The sequence below is a fragment of the Jatrophihabitans sp. genome (assembly GCF_036388195.1).
GTDB lineage: Bacteria > Actinomycetota > Actinomycetes > Mycobacteriales > Jatrophihabitantaceae > Jatrophihabitans_A.
In genome coordinates this window covers 1-14378 of record NZ_DASVSG010000148.1, presented here as the reverse complement: position 1 = coordinate 14378, position 14378 = coordinate 1, and the positions used below count along the sequence as shown (strand labels likewise).

Here is a 14378-nt window from a genome sequence, read left to right as displayed (position 1 = left end):
GGTCCCAGAGCGTGAGGTGGTGCTCGAGGATGTCGAGGTCGGGGTGGTTGCGGACCCGGTACTCCAGCGGGTCGGTGTCGGCCATCAGGTGGCCCGAGGTCCGGTAGGCGTTGATCAGCTCGATCACCCGGGCGGCCTTGTCGATCTGGCCCTCGTGGCTGAACTCCCGGTCGGTCAGCCAGACGACCGGCTCGTACGGGATCCGCAGCGAGGCGAAGATGTCGTAGTAGAAGTCGTCCTCGCCGAGCAGCAGCTGGTGCACCCGGCGCAGGAACTCACCCGACTGCGCGCCCTGGATGATCCGGTGGTCATAGGTCGAGGTCAGGGTCATGGTGCGCGAGATGCCCATGTCGTTCAGGGCGTCGGGGTTCATGCCGCTGAACTCGGCCGGGTACTCCATCGCGCCGACGCCGATGATCGCGCCCTGGCCCTGCATCAGCCGGGGGACCGAGTGGTTGGTGCCGATGGTGCCCGGGTTGGTCAGGCTGACGGTGGTGCCGATGAAGTCGTCGGCGACGAGCTTGCCGGAGCGGGCCCGGCGGATGATGTCCTCGTAGGCGCCCCAGAAGCTGGCGAAGTCCATCGTCTCGGCCGACTTGATCGAGGCCACCACCAGCGAGCGGGCGCCGTCCTTGCCCTGCAGGTCGATCGCCAGACCCAGGTTGACGTGCTCGGGCTGCACCATGACCGGCTTGCCCTCGGCGGTGAGGGCGAAGAAGTTGTTCATCTCCGGGTAGTCGCGCAGCGCCCGGACGACGGCGTAGCCGATCAGGTGGGTGAAGCTCACCTTGCCGCCGCGGGCCCGGCGCAGGTGGTTGTTGATGATGATCCGGTTGTCGGCGAGCAGCTTGGCCGGCACTGCCCGCACGCTGGTGGCGGTCGGGATCTCCAGCGAGGCCTGCATGTTCGTGACGACCTTGGCAGGCGCGCCCCGCAGCACGGTGACGTGGGCCTCGGCCGGCGCGATCGGCGCGACGGTGGGGTTGGTCCAGGACGGCTTGGCCGCAGCCGGCTGCGCGGCGGCCGGCTGGGCGGCGGGCTTGGCCGGGGGAGTGCTGGGCGCCTCGGCGGCCGGGCCGCTGGTGGCTGTGCCACTGGTGGCCGGGCTGCTCGGCGCGGAGCCGTTCTGGGCGGCGCCGTCCTGGGTAGGCGCCTTCTGGGGAGGTCCGCTTCGGGCAGTCCCGTCGCCGGCCGGCTGCCTGCCATCGGCGGCGGCCTGGTCCGGGCGGGCTGCGACGGCCGGGCTGCCGTTCTGCGCGCTGCTGGCGGCCGGGGCGGGCTCGGTGGCGGCGGTCGGGGCGGCGCCGTCGGCCTCCTCAGCGTCGGCATCCACGTCGTCGTAGGTGCTGCCGGGCGGTGCGTGCCGGACCGAGCCGGCGGGGCCCGCGGCCGGCCGGTAGTCGGCGAAGAAGTCGTGCCAGGCCGCGTCCACGGCCGACGGGTCGGCCAGGTAGCGCTCGTACATCTCCTCGACGAGCCACTCATTCGCGCCGAAGTCGGGACGGGTTGATTCACTGCCAGTCGAGGACTGCGCGGTCACGTCGTCGGCCACCTTCTCGGGAGTCTGGTTACGCCTGCTACGGGAAGCGGCCACCGGGGCGACAGCTGCCGCCCACCGGCCAAGCCGGGACCCGATGAACAAGCCTACGCGTGGACCTCGGCCAGCCGCAGCGCCGCTGCCGCATCGGCCGGCGCAAATCGGTGCGGTTGCTCACAACAGGGACCACCGCCTCCCCGATCAGCTGATATCGCGGCTCAGGCTCAGCCGCCCTCCGATGACCAGCAGCGCCAGCGACCAGATCACGAACAGCACCCCGCCGGCCGCCGGGGCCAGCAGGTGGACATCGCCCGGCATGCCCTCCAGGTGGCCGTTGGAGTTGAAGGCCTTGATGGCGCCGCCCGGTGTGTAGGCATAGCCCTTGCGTACCCACGGCACGAAGTTGAGCACGTTGTCGAGGATGAAGAAGTACACGATCCCGAACACCATCGCGGCCGCCTGGTTGCGCAGCAGCGCGCCCAGCCCGAGCCCGAACATGCCGGTCAGCACCAGCGTCGCGAAGGCCTTGCCGACACCGCCGGGCACGCCGTGGCCGTAGTCCAGCGGCACCCCTGCGGCGGACAGCCAGATGATCGCGATCGCGAAGTTCAACGCCACGCAGATCAGGGCGTAGACGACTGCGAAGACGGCGTAGGAGGCAGCCTTGCCGGCCAGCAGCTGCCACCGGTTCGGAGTCGCCAGCAGCGTCGGGGTGATGGTCTTGTGCCGGAACTCGGTGGTCAGGCCCAGTAGGCCCAACACCAGCAGCGCCACCCCGGCGCCCTGGGACTGGGTGAAGACGCCGTAGTAGTCGACCGGCGCGCCGTTGTCGTGGTCGTTGATCGCGTTCACCACGTTGCCGATGGTGCCCAGCGCGGTGAAGGCGGCGGCCAGCAGCAGCATCCAGAACCACACCTGGGTGCTGCGGATCTTGAGGACCTCGGAACGGATCAGGTTGATCATCGTGCGCCACCGCCCTGCTGGTTCGCCTGGAACGGGGGCTGGAAGTGCCCGGGCTGTTCCAGGTTCGCGCCCCGGTGCTCGCCTTCGGTGAGGCTGAAGAAGAGCCGTTCGAGGTCGAACTCCTCCAGCCGGAGCTCGTGCAGCTCGACGTTGTGGACGAAGGCCAGGTGGCCGACGTGGCCCAGCTGATCGGTGCGGACCCGCAGCGCGCCGTCGGGCTCGGTGGTGCCGCCGAAGCCGGCGCCGGCCAGCGCCTGCTGCAGCGGGCCCAGCGCCGGCCCGCGCACCACCGTGACCGCGGTGCCGGCCGACAGCTCGCCGAGGGTGCCGGCCCGGACCAGCTTGCCCCGGTTGAGGATCACCGCCCGGTCGGCCACCTCCTGCACCTCGGCCAGCTGATGGCTCGACACCAGGACGGTGCGGCCCTCGCCGGCCAGGTGCCGGAAGAAGCCGCGCAGCCAGCGGATGCCCTCGGGGTCCAGGCCGTTGGCCGGCTCGTCCAGGATCAGCACCCGGGGATCGCCCAGCAGCGTGCCGGCCAGGCCCAGCCGCTGCCGCATGCCCATCGAGTAGCCCTTGGTCTTCTTCTTGCCGACCTGGGCCAGGCCGACCAGCTCCAGCACCTCGTCGGCGCGGCGGGCGGGCAGGCCGGCGGCCGCGCAGTAGATCCGCAGGTGCTGCCGCCCGGTGTGCGCCGGGTGGAAGCTGGCTGCCTCCAGCGTCGCCCCGACCGTCTGCAGCGGCCGGGGCAGCGACTGGTAGCTGACCCCGTTGATGGTCGCGATGCCCGAGGTCGGGCGTACCAGGCCCAGCAGCATCCGCAGCGTGGTGGTCTTGCCGGCGCCGTTGGGACCGAGGAAGCCGGTCACCGAGCCCGGCTCGACGGTGAAGCTCAGGGAGTCCACCGCCCGCTGGTTGCCGAAGACCTTGGTCAGGTTGTCCACCACGATCCGCCCGTCGGGCGCCTCGCGGGGGCTTGCTGCTAGCTGGGACGCGGTCATGGGCACATCAGATCATCCGCGGGTGCTCCGGCGTGGCACCGGCTGGCGGGCGAGTCTCAACCGGCTGCCAGCAGCCCGGCCAGCAGCTGAGCCAGCTCGGCGGGTGAGTCCACCGCGCCGTCGGCTGCCTGGCGCAGCTCGGACACCTCACCCACCGCGATGGTCAGGCCCGGCCGGCCGGTCGCCGCCGCCCATGCCGACACCGCCGCCACCGCTGGCAGGTCACCGAGATCGTCGCCGCCGAACAGCGCCGCGGTGGTGTCCGCGGTCAGCAGCTCCTCGAGCGCGGTGGCCTTGGACAGGTCAGGAATCCTGATCTCGAGCACCAGCTTGCCCGGATGCAGCTCCAGGCCCTGCTCGGCGACCAGCGGTGGCAGCAGCTCGGCCAGCTCGGTAAGCGTCCGCTGTGGATCGGCGGCCTGGCGGGTGTGCACCACCAGCGACAGCCGCTTGTCCTCCAGCCACACGCCGGCCGTCCGGCGCAGCAGCGGCGGCAGGCTGGCGCGCAGCGCCGCGAGGCCGGATGGCTCGTCCCTGGTCCGGAGCTCGCCGTGCTGCCAGGTCTCCGCGCCGTGCAGGCCGCTGACGATCACCTCCGGGATGGCGTCCAGGCCGCCGAGCTCGAGCACCGTGGCAGCGTCGCGGCCGGTGACGATGGCGATCTGCGCTCCGGCCCGCGCCAGCCGGGTCAGGGTGTCGGTCACCCCCGGCACCGGACGCGCCGCGCTGGGATCGTCCACGATCGGCGCCAGGGTGCCGTCGAAGTCCAGCGCGATCAGGGCGCCGGGCACCCGTGCGGCGATCGCGGCGAGCCGGTCCGGGTCGGGGTGCATGCCTGAAGACGGTAGTGCGGCGCTCAGAGCGCGCTGCTCACGGTGCGGTGCTCAGGGTGCGGTGCTCACGGACGGGCGCCGAGCAGCAGGCACGAGTCGCCGAACTCGTGCCACAGGTAGCGGGCCTCGACGGCGGCGTCGTAGGCGCGTTGGGCGAGCCTGGCCCCGGCCACCGATTCCACCAGCAACAGGTGTGAGGCGTCCGGATTGTGCAGGCCGGTGATCAGCCCGGTCACCGCACGCGCCGGGTGATCCGGTCCGATGACCAGCTCGGTCCAGCCGCGAGCGGGGCTGAGCCAGCCGTCCGGGCCCGCCGCCGACTCCAGGGCGCGGGTCACCGTGGTGCCCACCGCGATCACCCGGCCGCCGTTGACCCGGGTGGCGTTCACCAGCCGGGCGGTGGCGGCCGGAACCTCGAATCGTTCCGGCTGCGGCGGCTCGCCGGCGTCCTGGGAGGAGACCCCGGTGTGCAGCGTGATCGGCGCGAAGGCGATGCCCCGGCTGATCAGGTCGGTGACCAGCTCTGCGGTGAACGGCCGGCCGGCGCTGGGCATCTCGGCGCTGCCCGGGTGCCGGGCGAACACCGTCTGGTAGTCCGCGAGCGGCCAGTGGCCCTGCAGGTAGCCGTAGCTGATCGGCCGCCCGTGGCGCAGCAGGTAGTCGGCGAACGGCTCGGAGCTGGTGACCTCGGCCCGCCACAACCGGTTGCCCCGGCCGGTCGGCGACGCGGGCTGCCCGGGATAGGGCGCCAGCAGCCGGACCCGGACGCCGGCGGCCAGGGCGATCAGCTCACCCGGCCGGGCGTTCAGCACCGGCAGCGCGGCATCCGGCGCGGTGCGCAGCTCGACCACCCAGCTGCCGTCCTCCAGCGGGCTGGCCACGTGCAGCACCACCGGCCAGCCGCCGTCGGCGGTTCCCTCGACCTCGCCGGCGATGGTCTTCGAGGTGTTGACGACGATCAGGTCACCCGGCGCGAGATGGCTGCCCAGCTCCCGGAACCGGCTGTGGGTGAGCCGGACGCCGTCGGCTTGCCCGGAGGGGTCGGTTGCCGGCGCGGGCTCGGCGACCAGCAGCCGGACGCCGTCGCGGCTGAGGCCCCGGTGCTCGGGCGGCTCGGTGGCGGTGAGGTCGTCCGGAAGCGTGAACCGGGTGGTCGGCGCAGTGATGGGTGCGTGGGCCTGCATCGTCATCGCGACACTCCTTCGGGGATCTGGACGGCGTCACCCAGCTCGGTGCCGGTGTAGCGGCCGCTCGGCGGCCGGGTGTCGATCAGTCGCAGCAGCGCCGGGATCACCGACTCCGGCTCCGGACGGTCGCTGATGTCCTCGCCGGGAAAGGCGGCCTGGTGCATCTCGGTGCGCATGTCGCCGGGATCGAAGCTGTACCACCGCAGCCCCGGGTTCTCCGCCGCCAGGGTGGCGCTCAGGTGGTCCAGCGCGGCCTTGGCGCAGCCGTAGCCACCCCAGCCCGGGTAGTGGGCCACCGCCGCGTCGGAGGAGAGGTTGACGACCAGGCCGCCGGCGGCGGTCAGCGCCGGCAGGCTTAGCTGGATCAGGGCCAGCGGCGCCACCAGGTTCACCCGCAGGACGTCGGTGAGCCGCTCGGGAGCCAGCTCGGCCAGCGGCAGCAACGGGCTCGGGCCCAGGATGCTGGCGTTGTTCACCAGCAGGTCCAGCGAGCCGAATTCGGCGACGGCATCGGCCACGCGATGACGGTGCTCGTCGTCGCCGACGTCCCCGGCGATGGCGCGCACCTGGGCGTGCCGGTTCAGCTCGTCGGCGAGCTGGCGCAACCGGTCGGGGCGACGGGCGTCGATAACCAGGTTCCAGCCTCGCTCGGCGAGGCTGGCAGCGAGCGCTCGTCCGAAGCCGGCAGACGCTCCGGTGATCACAGCGGTAGGCATTTGTCCTCCAGAAGTAGGGTGTTCCCACATTCTTGAAGTTGAAGTGCGCTTTAAGTCAAGTAGGATGGAGCGATGGATTCGAAACAACTGCTGACGGTGTCGGAGGTGGCCAGGCGCAGCGGCTTCGCCGCCTCGGCGTTGCGGTACTACGAGCGCGAAGGCCTGATCCGGGCCACCCGGACCGGTGGCGGCCAGCGCCGGTTCGAGCGGAATGTGCTGCGGCGGCTGGCTTTCATCAGAGCAGCCCGCAACGTCGGCCTCAGCCTGGAGGAGATCCGGGTGGAGCTGGCCGAGCTGCCGGACCTGCGCACGCCGACCAGGGCCGACTGGGGACGCATCTCCCGCTCCTGGCGGCAGCGGCTCGACGAGCAGATCAGTGCTCTCCAAGCGCTGCGCGACGGCCTGCAGTCGTGCATCGGCTGCGGCTGCCTGTCGTTACGATCCTGTGCGATGTCCAACCCGGGTGACGTGGTGGCAGCTGACGGCGGGGGCGCGGTGTTCCTGCCGCCGCTGCTGCGCCGGGTGTCCGAAGGAGACGAGCGGTGATGGCGGACCTGACCGGCCGGGGACCGGAGTTCCTGGAGTTCTGGTCCGAACGCCGGCTCGCCACGCTCAGCACGGTCCGCCCGGACGGCACCCCGCACACCGTCCCGGTCGGGGTGACCCTGGACGCCGCGGCGGGACTGGCTCGCGTCATCACCTCCGGCGATTCGCACAAGGCGCGCCAGGTGCTGGCCGCCGGCGCCGCCGGCGCTGCCGTGGCGGTGTGCCAGGTCGACGGCCGGCGCTGGTCGACGCTGGAGGGGCGGGCGCTGCTCAGGGCCGATCCGGAGTCGGTGGCCGACGCCGAGCGGCGGTATGCCGAGCGCTACCGGACGCCGCGGGTCAACCCGCGACGGGTGGTGCTGGAGATCGCCATCAGCCGGGTGCTGGGCAACCTGTAGGTCCAGCCCAGAGCCGGGCGGCCGCTCAGGCTCAGATCACCGCGCCGGGGCTGCCGGCGTCGTCGATCACCGGCAACCCGGCGGTGTCCCAGGCGACCATCCCGCCGCGCAGGTTGAGGGCGTTGTAGCCGCTGCGGTGCAGCGCCGCCGCGACCGCGCCGGACCGGCCGCCGCCGTGGCAGACGCAGACCACCGGGACGTCCTTGGGAATCTCGTCGATCCGGCCGGCCAGCTCCGACATGGCCAGGTGACGGGCCTGCGGCGCGTGGCCGGCGTCCCACTCGTGCTGTTCGCGGACGTCCAGCAGCACGGCGCCGTCGCCGGTCAGCAGGTCAGCGGTGTCGGTGGCCGAGATCTCGGGAGCGGAGTCAGGATGCACCCCACCAGGCTAGCAACGCGTACCGGTTTCCCGGGCATTCGACCTCGTCACCCCGCTCGGCTCGCGCACCTCCGGCGCGATCCCGGCCTAGGCCCGCCCGACGATCGCGCCGGCCCGGTCGATCACCACGATGTCGACCGCGACCGGTGCGTCGCCCAGCACCTGCTCGGCGGTCTGCCGGGCCCGGTCGGCGATCGCGTAGCCGATCGGCACCCCGGCCCGCTGGCAGATCTGCAGCACGTCCAGCGCGGAGTTGGCCGCCAGCACCTCCTCCACCACCGGGTCCCGGCCGCCTGCCGAGCGCGCCAGCTCGGCGAGGAAGCGGAAGTCCACCTGGGACCGGCCGGAGTGCAGATCGAGGTGCCCGTCGGCGAGCTTGGCGAGCTTGCCGATCCCGCCGGCGATGGTGAGCCGGGGGATCGGGTGCCGCTTGAGGTACTTGAGCACCGCGCCGGCGAAATCGCCCATGTCCAGCAGGGCATCCTCCGGCAGCCCGTACAGCTGGGCCGCTGTCTTCTCCGAGGTGCTGCCGGTACAGCCGGCGACGTGCTGGTGGCCTACGGCGCGCGCGACGTCGATGCCGCGCCTGATGCTGTCGATCCAGGCGGCGCAGGAGTAGGGCACCACGATGCCGGTGGTCCCCAGGATCGAGATGCCGCCCAGGATGCCCAGCCGCGGGTTCCAGGTGTGCTTGGCGATCTCCGCCCCGTCGGCCACCGAGATCTCGATCACCAGGTCGGGGACGGCGCCGCCGGCGAGCTCGGTGACCGCCGCGGTCATCAGCTGCCGGGGCACCGGGTTGATGGCCGGCTCGCCGACGGCCAGGGGCAGCCCGGGCTTGGTCACCGTCCCGACGCCGGGCCCGGCCACGAAGCCGACGCCGCTGCCCGGCGGCCCGGGCCGGACGGTGGCGGTGATCAGCGCGCCGTGCGTGACGTCCGGGTCATCGCCGGCGTCCTTGACGATCGAGGCGCTGGCCCAGCCGTCGCCGAGGTGCTCGCGGGCCAGCGCGAACGCCGGTTGCTGACCCTTGGGCAGCGTGATCCGGACCGGGTCTGGAAAGCTGCCGGTGAGCAGCGCGGCGTAGGCGGCGGCGGTGGCCGCGGTGGCGCAGGCGCCGGTGGTCCAGCCGTAGCGCAGGCCGCTGGGTGTGGTCATCGGGTCCTAGCATGCCCGAGGAGACCCCTCGGTACGAAGCGGGCGGCGGAAGGGGGTCAGACGGTGGCGCGGGTGTTGATCCTGGGCGGAACCGCCGAGGCCCGGGCGCTGGCCACGGCCCTGGCCGGGCTGCCCGGGGTGAGCCCGATCTCCTCGCTGGCCGGCCGGGTGGCCGATCCGGCGCTGCCGGCCGGGCAGGTGCGGATCGGCGGCTTCGGCGGCGCGGACGGGCTGGCCGGGTGGCTGACCGGCGAGCGGATCGACGCGGTGGTCGATGCCACCCATCCGTTCGCCGCGACCATCAGCTGGTCCGCGGCGCAGGCGGCGGCCACGGCGGCCATCCCGATCCTGGCGCTGCGCCGGCCGGGCTGGAACCAGGGTCCGGGCGACGACTGGCGCCGGCACCCGTCGCTGAGCGCGGCCGCCCAGGCGCTGGCCGGGCTGGCGGCGGACCGGGTGTTCCTGACCATCGGGCGGACCGGCCTGGCGCCGTTCGCCGGCCTGGACGAGCACTGGTTCCTGATCCGCAGCATCGAGCCGCCCGAGGCCCCGCTGCCGCCGCGGCGCCAGGTGCTGCTGGCCCGCGGGCCGTTCACCGTGCCGGACGAGGTCGCGCTGATGCGCCAGCACCGGATCGGGGTGCTGGTGACCAAGGACAGCGGCGGCCCGCTCACCGAGGCCAAGCTGGTCGCGGCGCGGGAGCTGGGCCTGCCGGTGCTGCTGATCGAGCGGCCGCCGGTCCCGGACGTCCCCGCGGTGGCGACGGTCGAGCAGGCGCGGGACTGGGTGGCTCTGCTGGCCGGGACACCGGCTCAGCCGGACTAGCTCAGCCGGGGACGGTCTCGGCCCGCTGAGCCGGGGACGGTCCCTGCCTGGCTCCGCCGGACTAATTCACCCGGGATAGTGCCGGGGGGTGTAGACGGTCGGCTGGCCGTCCGCGCGGTAGCGCACCCGGGTCTGGGATGAGCCGACGATCAGCAGGCAGCGCATGTCGATCTGCTCCGGATCGAGGTCTGCCAGCCGCAGCACCCGGACGGTCTCGGCCGGCCCGCCCACGTCGCGGCCGATCACCACCGGGGTGTCCGGGGAGCGGTGTTCCAGCAGCAGGCTGCGGGCCTTCTCGACCTGCCAGGTCCGAGACCTCGACGCCGGGTTGTAGATCGCCAGCACCAGGTCGGCGCGGGCCACCGCGGTCAGCCGCTCGGCGATCACCTCCCAGGGCTTGAGCCGGTCCGACAGCGACAGCACGCAGAAGTCGTGGCCGAGCGGCGCGCCGACCCGGCTGGCGACCGCCTGCGCCGCGGTCAGGCCGGGGCAGATCCGGACGTCGACATCGCGCCATTGCTCGTCACCGGCCATCTCCAGCACCGCGCTGGCCATCGCGAACACCCCGGGGTCACCGGAGGACACCACGGCCACCCGGGAGCCGCGCTTGGCCAGGTCCAGGGCGAAGGCGGCGCGCTCGGACTCGACCTGGTTGTCCGAGGCGTGCCGGCGCTGGCGCGGGTTGACCGGCACCCGGTTCAGGTAGGTGGTGTAGCCGACCAGCTCGTCCGCGGCGGCGAGCTCGGCCTGCACCTGCGGGGTCAACCAGTCCCGGCCGGCCGGGCCGAGGCCCACCACCACCACCTCGCCGCGCCGCTCGGCCCGGGGCTGATCGGCACGGACGGCGTCCGGCTGTGGGGCGGGGATCGCCTCGCCGCCACGGCTGGGCAGCAGCGCGAGCGAGAAGTACGGCACCCCGGCCGGATCGACCTCGGCCAGCGGCAGGATCCGCTGCTGGCCGGTGCTGGCCCGCTCGACGTACCACGCCTCGTCCAGCCGGCCGGCCTCGGCGAAGGCCCGCTGCACCTTCTCGAAGGTGCGGCCGAGCTTCATCACCACAGCCGGGTCCGCGCCGGCCAGCCGCTCGGCGAGCACCTCGGCGGGCAGCGTGCCGGGCAGCACGGTGAGGATCTCCTCGTGCTCGACCAGCGGCCGGCCGAGCGCGGCAGAGGCGCCGCTGACCGAGGTGACCCCGGGCACCACCTCACAGGGGTAGCGGTGTGCCAGCCGCTTGTGCAGGTGCATGTAGGAGCCGTAGAACATCGGGTCGCCCTCGGCGATCACCACCACGTCCCGGCCGGCGTCCAGGTGCGCGGCGAGGCGTTCGGTGGCCGCGGCGTAGAAGTCCTCCATCGCCCCGGCGTAACCACCGGGATGGTTGGTGGTCTCGGTGGTGACCGGGTAGATCAGCGCTTCCTCGATCTGGCCGGTCCTCAGGTACGGCTCGGCGACCGAGCGGGCGATGCTGCGTCCGTGCCGGGCGCTGTGGAAGGCGATCACGTCGGCGGCGTTGATCAGCCGGGCGGCCTTGACGGTGACCAGCTCCGGATCGCCCGGGCCCAGCCCCACTCCCGCGAGCCGGCCGGTGCGCTGACCGGGTGTCCGGTCGGGGATCTCGGGCAGCTCGCTCACTCCTCCTCGCTGGCGATCGCGTTGATCGCGGCGGCGGTGATGGCCGAGCCGCCCCGCCGGCCCCGCACGATCAGGTACTCGGTGGCGCCGGTCCGGACGCAGAAGTCGGCCAGCGCCTGCTTGGACTCGGCGGCGCCGATGAAACCGACCGGGATCCCGATCACGGCCGCCGGGCGTCCGGCGCCGCCCTCGATCAGCTCCAGCAGCCGGAACAGCGCGGTCGGGGCGTTGCCGATCGCGACCACCGACCCGGCCAGCCGGTCGCGCCACAGCTCCAGCGCGGCGGCGCTGCGGGTGGTGCCGAGCTCGGCGGCGAGTTCGGGCACCCGTGGGTCGCTCAGGGCGCACAGCACCTCGTTGCCGGCCGGCAGCCGGCGGCGGGTTATCCCGGAGGCGACCATCTGGGCATCGCACAGGACGGGGGCGCCGGCCAGCAGGGCCTGCCGGGCCGATGCCACGACGCCGGGTGAGTAGCCGAGATCGGCCACCAGGTCGGTCATGCCACAGGCATGGATCATCCGGACCGTGACCCGGGCGACGTCGGCGGGCAGGCCGGCCAGGTCGGCTTCGGCGCGGATGGTGGCGAAGGACTGCCGGTAGATCTCGGCGCCATCGGTCAGGTAGCCGGTCACTGCGCACCTGCCAGGACGGAGGTACGCAGCGCGGCCGCCAGCTCGGCACAGTCGCTGCCCACCTCGGCGCTCCGATCCCCGCGCCGCACCAGGTAGCCCGACCCGGTGGCGATCACGTCGGTCCCGGCGCCGGCGGGCCGGCCGCACCGGCGGGCGCATCCGGACCAGTGCACGCCGACGGCGGGGAGGCCGACGCCCGCGTGGTGCGCTGCGACCGCATCGGCCCGGACGTCGGCGAGCGCGGAGGCGCAGCCGGGACGTCCGGTGCAGGCGGTGACGTTGTGCAGTGGGTGCGACCGGTCGGTGATCATTCCGAGCCGGGCGCAGCGGGCCTCCAGCGCGGTGAGCTCACCGGCGGCCAGATCAGGCAGGACGATGCTGCGCCACAGGGTCAGGATGAGCTGCGCAGCGTGCAGGCCGGTGGCCTGATCGGCGCTCAGGCCGCCCAGCGGGATGCCGATGACCAGGGCGCTGGTGCCGTCGCGCTGCCGGAACGGGCCGGGCTCGCAGGCCGGGCCGGGTCGGCTGGCCGGGCCGACGGCCGCGTCCGGGCGGGGGTGGACGGCCAACCCCAGCCGGGCCGCCACCCGGGCAGGCCCGTCGGCCAGCTCGGCCAGCCGCCACGCGTTGCCGCCCTGGGCCCGGCGCTCGGCCAGGAAGGCTTCGGCGGCGGCGAGCATCGATTCCACCGCCGCGGCGCTGGGGACCGGTGCGCCGACCGGCCAGCCGGCCAACACCAGCTGCATCGAGGCCGGCGCGGTGGCGGTGACGGCGATGTCCGGCTCACCGGCCAGGACGTCGGCGCGGCCGTCGTCCAGGGCGAACAGGAACCGTCCGGACAGCTCGGCCAGCCCGGGCCGGGCGCACAGGGCACGGTCGAACTCCGCGATCAGCGGGCGGACGTCGGCCAGGCCGGCTCCGTCCCGGCCGGTCAGTGGGGAGGCGAGCAGGTTGCGAACCCGCTCGTGCGCCGGTGAGGGCAGCAGGCCGGCCTCCTGCAGGCGGGCGGCCAGCGGCGCCTCGGCCCCGTCGGGCAGCCCGCGCAGTTGCAGGTTGCCGCGCGAGGTCAGCTCCAGGCGTCCGTTGCCCAGCTGCTGGGCGGCGGCGACCAGCGCCTGCCACTGCGCCCCGGTCAGGACCCCGCCGGGGATCCGCACCCGCGCCAGGCCGCCATCGGCTGCCTGGTGCAGCCGTACCGCGCCGGGACAGGAGTCCTCGGGGCTGGCGCGGTGGACAGCGGGCAGTGGGACCACGTCCGAGATCGTACGGCCCTGCCGGTGTGGGACCTACCGCCGCGCCTCCTGGGAGTGGGCCCACCGTTGCGGCGGATGGCCGGTGTAGGAGTGGCCGGTGTCGTCGGTCCAGCGGTAGGACCCATCGGGTAACCGGCGGTACTGCCAGCCGGTGGTGATCTTGCAGAGGTTGTGCCGCTTGCAGGCCAGCGCGCCGCCGCACCGGCAGGTCTTGCCGCCCTGGGAGAAGGCGACGATGTGCTCGAACTCGCACCGGTAACCCGGCTGGCCGCAGGTCGGGAAGCAGCACACGCCGTCGCGAGCCAGGACGAAATCACGCAGCCGCTGCGCCGGGCGGTAGCTGTCCTTGCCGATGTCCAGCAGTGCGCAGGTGTCCGGATCGGTGAGCAGCCGGCGCCAGGTTCCCGATACGTCGGCGGCGTACCGGCGGGCGGTCTCGGCGGTGATCGGGCCGTAGCCGGCGAGGTCGGCCGGCTCATCGTCCAGGCCCAGCAGGGTGTCGGCCGAGACGACGATCTGGATGCTCGGCCGGCGGCCCTGGAGTTCGGGGAGCGCATCGTGGGGCAGGCCGGACAGCACGGCGTCGACCAGCAGGTCCGCGCGCTTCTGATCCATGGGCGGCCGGGGAGAGCGGCTGAGGGTCGACCAGCGCGATCTCACCGGTGGGACGCGCGGCCGGCGGCAGATCGAGAAGCTGGATCAGCCGCTCGGCGGGCAAGACCAGCTCGGCGTAGACCGGATGCTCGCTCCAGTCCGGTTCGGGAGGCTCCGGCGGCAGCTCGGGGAGGGTAGCCACCAAGGCGGCGAACTCGTCATCGAAGCTGACGGACATACTGCTGATTCTATCAGGATCCAACCGGAATCGGTCAAGATTCCCCTTTGTGGATAAGATAAATCGGAATCGGGGCAACCTGCCCTGCAGAATGCGCGCCAGCAGTTCTCAGGCAGCGATGGCCAACTCCTCGTCGGTGAGATTCTTGACTTGTTCTTGCCGTGGAGAGAACGGGACATGCGGACTTCGCCACGTCCGGCCAAGCCGGCCCGCTAGCCTGCCGACCATGGCAGAACACGTGTTGATCTTCGGCAATGGCTACTACATACCTGATCGGCTCAGGACCTGGGCGAGGAACGAGGGCCAGAGCGTCAGCTCCAGTGTGATCTGCGATCCCGAGCAGATGGCCAAGATCGATGAGCCCGAGAAGCTCGCTCGGATCGTCGTGCTGCCTGCCGGCGCCCCCGTCGAGGAGTGGGTCGCCTTTGCCCGCCTGATCCACGAGCTCCAACCGGTGACCCGGATCGGCAGCTTCAGCGACCAGGG

At 72.9% G+C, this 14378-nt stretch carries 15 protein-coding genes and 1 pseudogene; 4 read left to right on the top strand and 12 right to left on the bottom strand.

Going from position 1 to position 14378, the window contains the following annotated elements:
- The 6 genes from VF612_RS15080 to VF612_RS15055 form a co-directional block, all read right to left on the bottom strand.
- Positions 1–1552 (bottom strand): 2-oxo acid dehydrogenase subunit E2 (locus VF612_RS15080; protein WP_408660672.1); only part of this gene is annotated, 1552 nt, incomplete at its 3' end.
- Positions 1553–1738: 186 nt separating this feature from the next.
- The gene (locus VF612_RS15075) at positions 1739–2500 is read right to left on the bottom strand and encodes a hypothetical protein (protein ID WP_408660671.1); all 762 of its coding nucleotides are present in this window, start codon (positions 2498–2500) and stop codon (positions 1739–1741) included.
- The gene (locus VF612_RS15070; RefSeq protein WP_408660670.1) at positions 2497–3501 is read right to left on the bottom strand and encodes an ABC transporter ATP-binding protein; all 1005 of its coding nucleotides are present in this window, start codon (positions 3499–3501) and stop codon (positions 2497–2499) included. Before VF612_RS15070 ends, VF612_RS15075 begins: the two co-directional genes overlap by 4 nt.
- Before the next feature lie 56 nt (positions 3502–3557).
- A complete protein-coding gene (gene otsB / locus VF612_RS15065) occupies positions 3558–4334 on the bottom strand; it encodes a trehalose-phosphatase (protein ID WP_408660669.1) in 777 nt (258 codons plus the stop codon).
- 65 nt (positions 4335–4399) lie between these two features.
- The gene (locus VF612_RS15060) at positions 4400–5524 is read right to left on the bottom strand and encodes an S-adenosylmethionine:tRNA ribosyltransferase-isomerase (protein ID WP_408660668.1); all 1125 of its coding nucleotides are present in this window, start codon (positions 5522–5524) and stop codon (positions 4400–4402) included.
- Positions 5521–6237, bottom strand: coding sequence for an SDR family NAD(P)-dependent oxidoreductase (locus VF612_RS15055; protein WP_408660667.1), 717 nt, complete (start codon positions 6235–6237; stop codon positions 5521–5523). The genes VF612_RS15060 and VF612_RS15055 overlap by 4 nt, the downstream gene beginning before the upstream one ends.
- A 72-nt stretch (positions 6238–6309) precedes the next feature.
- Between VF612_RS15055 and soxR the strand changes: the two genes are divergently transcribed.
- Together soxR and VF612_RS15045 are read left to right on the top strand one after the other, a co-directional pair.
- Complete coding sequence (soxR, locus tag VF612_RS15050) at positions 6310–6783, top strand: redox-sensitive transcriptional activator SoxR (RefSeq protein WP_408660666.1); 474 nt, start codon at positions 6310–6312, stop codon at positions 6781–6783.
- On the top strand, positions 6783–7181 hold the full coding sequence (locus tag VF612_RS15045; protein WP_408660673.1) for a TIGR03618 family F420-dependent PPOX class oxidoreductase: 399 nt from the start codon (positions 6783–6785) through the stop codon (positions 7179–7181). Before soxR ends, VF612_RS15045 begins: the two co-directional genes overlap by 1 nt.
- A gap of 31 nt (positions 7182–7212) precedes the next feature.
- On the opposite strand, the gene VF612_RS15040 is transcribed toward VF612_RS15045, so the two are convergent.
- Together VF612_RS15040 and VF612_RS15035 are read right to left on the bottom strand one after the other, a co-directional pair.
- Positions 7213–7560, bottom strand: coding sequence for a rhodanese-like domain-containing protein (locus VF612_RS15040; protein WP_408660665.1), 348 nt, complete (start codon positions 7558–7560; stop codon positions 7213–7215).
- An 87-nt stretch (positions 7561–7647) separates the two neighbouring features.
- A complete protein-coding gene (locus VF612_RS15035) occupies positions 7648–8718 on the bottom strand; it encodes a cobalt-precorrin-5B (C(1))-methyltransferase (protein ID WP_408660664.1) in 1071 nt (356 codons plus the stop codon).
- 72 nt (positions 8719–8790) lie between these two features.
- On the opposite strand from VF612_RS15035, the gene VF612_RS15030 reads away from it, so the two are divergent.
- Complete coding sequence (locus tag VF612_RS15030) at positions 8791–9543, top strand: cobalt-precorrin-6A reductase (RefSeq protein WP_408660663.1); 753 nt, start codon at positions 8791–8793, stop codon at positions 9541–9543.
- Positions 9544–9609: 66 nt separating this feature from the next.
- On the opposite strand, the gene VF612_RS15025 is transcribed toward VF612_RS15030, so the two are convergent.
- From VF612_RS15025 to VF612_RS15010, 4 genes are read right to left on the bottom strand one after another with little or no spacing between them, the layout of a single operon-like run.
- The gene (locus tag VF612_RS15025) at positions 9610–11175 is read right to left on the bottom strand and encodes a precorrin-2 C(20)-methyltransferase (protein WP_408660662.1); all 1566 of its coding nucleotides are present in this window, start codon (positions 11173–11175) and stop codon (positions 9610–9612) included.
- Positions 11172–11807: a precorrin-8X methylmutase gene (locus VF612_RS15020; RefSeq protein WP_408660661.1), complete on the bottom strand. Its 636-nt coding sequence runs from the start codon at positions 11805–11807 to the stop codon at positions 11172–11174. The genes VF612_RS15025 and VF612_RS15020 overlap by 4 nt, the downstream gene beginning before the upstream one ends.
- Entirely contained in the window at positions 11804–13060 is a 1257-nt protein-coding gene (cobG, locus tag VF612_RS15015; RefSeq protein WP_408660660.1) for a precorrin-3B synthase, read from the bottom strand. Before cobG ends, VF612_RS15020 begins: the two co-directional genes overlap by 4 nt.
- Before the next feature lie 33 nt (positions 13061–13093).
- Positions 13094–13675, bottom strand: coding sequence for an HNH endonuclease (locus VF612_RS15010; RefSeq protein ID WP_408660659.1), 582 nt, complete (start codon positions 13673–13675; stop codon positions 13094–13096).
- Positions 13676–14118: 443 nt separating this feature from the next.
- Here VF612_RS15010 and VF612_RS15005 point away from each other — a divergent pair.
- Positions 14119–14378 (top strand): annotated as a pseudogene (locus VF612_RS15005) (hypothetical protein); the annotation flags it as partial.

Bases quoted from the DNA above. Each gene is read 5' to 3' on its own strand.
- VF612_RS15075 (WP_408660671.1), bottom strand. From the start codon at position 2,500: ATGATCAACCTGATCCGTTCCGAGGTCCTCAAGATCCGCAGCACCCAG.
- VF612_RS15070 (WP_408660670.1), bottom strand. From the start codon at position 3,501: ATGACCGCGTCCCAGCTAGCAGCAAGCCCCCGCGAGGCGCCCGACGGG.
- otsB (WP_408660669.1), bottom strand. From the start codon at position 4,334: ATGCACCCCGACCCGGACCGGCTCGCCGCGATCGCCGCACGGGTGCCC.
- VF612_RS15060 (WP_408660668.1), bottom strand. From the start codon at position 5,524: ATGACGATGCAGGCCCACGCACCCATCACTGCGCCGACCACCCGGTTC.
- VF612_RS15055 (WP_408660667.1), bottom strand. From the start codon at position 6,237: ATGCCTACCGCTGTGATCACCGGAGCGTCTGCCGGCTTCGGACGAGCG.
- soxR (WP_408660666.1), top strand. From the start codon at position 6,310: ATGGATTCGAAACAACTGCTGACGGTGTCGGAGGTGGCCAGGCGCAGC.
- VF612_RS15045 (WP_408660673.1), top strand. From the start codon at position 6,783: ATGGCGGACCTGACCGGCCGGGGACCGGAGTTCCTGGAGTTCTGGTCC.
- VF612_RS15035 (WP_408660664.1), bottom strand. From the start codon at position 8,718: ATGACCACACCCAGCGGCCTGCGCTACGGCTGGACCACCGGCGCCTGC.
- VF612_RS15010 (WP_408660659.1), bottom strand. From the start codon at position 13,675: ATGGATCAGAAGCGCGCGGACCTGCTGGTCGACGCCGTGCTGTCCGGC.